3 protein-coding genes are annotated in these 3,264 nt (G+C 62.8%); all 3 read right to left on the reverse strand.

Annotated features, from left to right (window positions below):
• Positions 1-463 precede the first annotated feature (463 nt).
• Complete coding sequence (locus Q0K02_RS12330) at positions 464-1,228, reverse strand: enoyl-ACP reductase (RefSeq protein ID WP_294489485.1); 765 nt, start codon at positions 1,226-1,228, stop codon at positions 464-466.
• A 39-nt stretch (positions 1,229-1,267) separates the two neighbouring features.
• Positions 1,268-2,173, reverse strand: a complete 906-nt coding sequence (locus Q0K02_RS12335) for a phosphoribosylaminoimidazolesuccinocarboxamide synthase (protein WP_294489487.1) — start codon at positions 2,171-2,173, stop codon at positions 1,268-1,270.
• A 41-nt stretch (positions 2,174-2,214) separates the two neighbouring features.
• Positions 2,215-3,264, reverse strand: a 1,050-nt coding sequence (hisD, locus tag Q0K02_RS12340) for a histidinol dehydrogenase (RefSeq protein ID WP_294489489.1), incomplete at its 5' end; no start/stop codon positions are given.

Below are 3,264 nucleotides of genomic sequence, written 5' to 3' on the forward strand. Positions count from 1 at the left end.
TGCAGGTGTGTCCTCACGGACCCACCTGCGGTGGCCGACTCCTGTCCGGCCTGCGCCGGACAGTCGTGTCAAAGGAAAGGATTTCCAGATGTTTTGGAGAGAAAACGTCGAGAGCCGTCCATGCCGACTGGAAAATGTTCTCTCAACGCTCTGGGGAACGCGGGCGACATCAGAAGCCCGCGTCGACGACGGCAAGCAGCCGGAATTCACTTCCGGCGTTAAGCGCAGCCGCCGTCGTGCAAGCTATGCAGCCCGTACAGCGTGTCTTGTGCAAACGGAAGATGGCAGCCGCCGGGCGCTCGAATGTGTCAGGAAGGCGGGGAAATCTTCACGTACACCCAAAAATGCTGCGGGACGGACCCGCAAGGGTTCGTCCCGCAAACTATGGGGGTTCGGGGGAGATTATCTCCCCCGATGCCTTTCCTGTCTTTCCTGTCTTTTCTGCCTTTCTGCCTTTTCTCTCTTACAGAGCGGTGCTCTGGAAGCCGTTGTCGACGTAGAGGATTTCGCCGGTGACGCCGGAGGCGAGGTCGGAGGCGAGGAAGGCGGCGGCGTTGCCGACTTCGTCGATGGTGACGAGGCGGTGGAGGGGGGCGCGTTTTTCGAACATGGCACCGATCTGGTGGAAGTCGGAGATGCCGGAGGACGCGAGGGTACGGATGGGGCCGGCGCTGATGGCGTTGACGCGGACGTTGACGGGTCCGAAGTCGGTGGCGAGGTAGCGCACGGAGGCTTCGAGGGCGGCCTTGGCGACGCCCATCACGTTGTAGTTGGGGATCATTTTTTCGGAGCCGTAGTAGGTCATGCAGATGACGGAGGCGCCGGGGTTGAGCAGGGGTTCAAAGGCCTTGCAGAGGGCCACGAGGGAGTAGGCGGAGACGTCGAGGGCGAGCTTGAAGCCGTCGCGGGAGGTATCGAGGTAGCGGCCCTTGAGGTCGTCTTTGGAAGCGAAGGCCACGGAATGGACGAGCACGTCCACCTTGCCCCACTTTTCCTTCACGAGTTCGGCGGAGCGGGCGATGTCTTCGTCGCTGGAGACGTCGCAGGGGAAGGTGAAGTCGCCGGAAAGTTCTTCGGAAATGGGTTCGACGCGTTTTTTGAGGGCGTCGTTGAGGTAGCTGAACGCCAGGGAAGCGCCTTCGCGGTGGAAGGCGGAAGAGATGCCGTAGGCGATGCTGTGCTTATTGGCCACGCCGAAGATGACGGCCTTTTTTCCTTCAAGAATCATAGGTATTCCTCTCCTTTTCTGATGGTTGCCTGGGGGAGGTTACAGGGAGCGGCCGGTGATGAGGCGGAAGGCTTCCTGGTATTTTTCCGCGGTGGTGTCGCGCACGGTGGGGGTGAGGGCGGGAGCCGGAGGGGTCTTGTCCCACACCTGGGTTTCGAGCCAGTCGCGCAGGTACTGCTTGTCGAAGCTGGGCTGGCTGTGGCCGGGTTCGTAGCTGTCGGCGGGCCAGAAGCGGGAGGAATCGGGGGTGAGCACTTCGTCGATGAGGGTGAGCTGCCCGTCCACGATGCCGAATTCAAACTTGGTGTCGGCAATGATGATGCCGCGGCTGGCGGCGTATTCCGAGGCTTCGCGGTAGATGGCGAGGGAGGTTTCGGCGGCCTTGTCGGCGAGGTCCTTGCCGACGATTTCACGCATCTTTTCGAGGCTGATGTTTTCGTCGTGGGTGCCCATTTCGCCCTTGGTGGAGGGGGTGAACATGATTTCGGGCAGCTTGTCGGATTCCTTCAGGCCTGCGGGCAGATGAACGCCGCAGAGGGTGCCGTCCTTCTTGTAGGACTTCCAGCCGGAACCGGCGATGTAGCCGCGCACGATGCATTCGGCCTTGAGGGGCTGGGCCTTTTTGGCGAGCACGGAGCGGCCGACGAGCTGATCGCGGTAGGGCTGGAGCGAAGCCGGATACTTGTCCACGTCGGATTCGATGATGTGGTTGGGAATGAGGTGGGCGAACTTGTTCATCCAGAAGAGGGTGAGCTGGTTCAGAATGACGCCCTTCCACGGAATGGGTTCGCCGAGGATGACGTCGAAGGCGGACATGCGGTCGGTGGTGACGAGCAGAAGGGTGTTTTCGTCGATATCGTAGATGTCGCGGACCTTGCCCTTGGAGTGGAGCTTGAAGCCGGGAAGGTCGGTGGTGGTGATAACGGGATAGGGAAGCTGTTTCATGGGGAAACCTCGTGAGTGAAGGGCGTTGGTGGGCGGCGGGATCAGCCGCGGAGTTCCACGGAACGGGCGTGAGCTTCCAGACCTTCGAGTCTGGCGAGCAGGGCGATGGAGGAGGCGTGGGCGCTGGTGAACTGCGCCGAAGCCGCGACTATGCTGGTGCGCTTGGAGAAGGTCTGTACGCTGAGCGCGGAGGAGTGGCGGGCCGTGCCGAGCGTGGGAAGCACGTGATTGGGGCCTGCGTAGTAGTCGCCCACGGGTTCGGGGGAATACTGACCCATGAACACGGCGCCGGCGTGGCGGATGGCGGGCAGCACTTCCCAGGGGGAAGCGGTGCAGAGTTCCATATGTTCGGGGGCGATGCGGTTGGCCATGTCCACGGCCACGGAAAGGTCGGGCACGAGGATGATGGCTCCCCAGTTTTCGAGGGAGGCGCGGGCGATGTCGACGCGGGGAAGTTCGGCCACGCGGCGGTCGAGGGCGGCGGAAACGCGATCGGCGAGCAGGGAGCTCGTGGTGATGAGAATGGCCGAGGCGAGCTTGTCGTGTTCGGCCTGGGAGAGCATGTCGGCGGCGACCCATTCAGGATTGGCGCTTTCGTCGGCGAGCACGAGGATTTCGCTGGGACCGGCGATCATGTCGATGCCGACCTTGCCCTGCACGAGCTTCTTGGCGGTGGTGACGAAGATGTTGCCCGGGCCGGCGATGACGTCCACGGGGCGGATTTCCTGGGTGCCGTAGGCGAGCGCGCCGATGGACCAGGGGCCGCCCACGCGATAGACTTCATTGATGTCGAGCAGGTAGGCGGCGGCGAGCATGTAGGGATTGAGGGTGCCGTCGGCGCGGGGGGGCGTGACCACGGCGATTTCCTTCACGCCTGCGACCTGCGCGGGAATCGCGCCCATGAGCATGGAGGAGATGAGGGGGGTGTTGCCGCCCTTGCCGCCGGGCACGTAGAGACCGGCGCGGTCCACGGGTTCGATTTTCTGACCGAGGATGGATCCGTCTTCGCGGGTGATGAACCAGGATTTGTCCTTCTGGGCCTCGTGGAAGGTGCGGATGTGCGAGGCGGCTTCCACGATGACGCTGCGTTC

The sequence above is a fragment of the uncultured Mailhella sp. genome, assembly GCF_944324995.1.
GTDB lineage: Bacteria > Desulfobacterota > Desulfovibrionia > Desulfovibrionales > Desulfovibrionaceae > Mailhella.

What these genes read in the sequence shown, in the direction of transcription:
- Q0K02_RS12330 (WP_294489485.1), bottom strand. Translation starts at nt 1,228, where the DNA reads ATGATTCTTGAAGGAAAAAAGGCCGTCATCTTCGGCGTGGCCAATAAG.
- Q0K02_RS12335 (WP_294489487.1), bottom strand. Translation starts at nt 2,173, where the DNA reads ATGAAACAGCTTCCCTATCCCGTTATCACCACCACCGACCTTCCCGGC.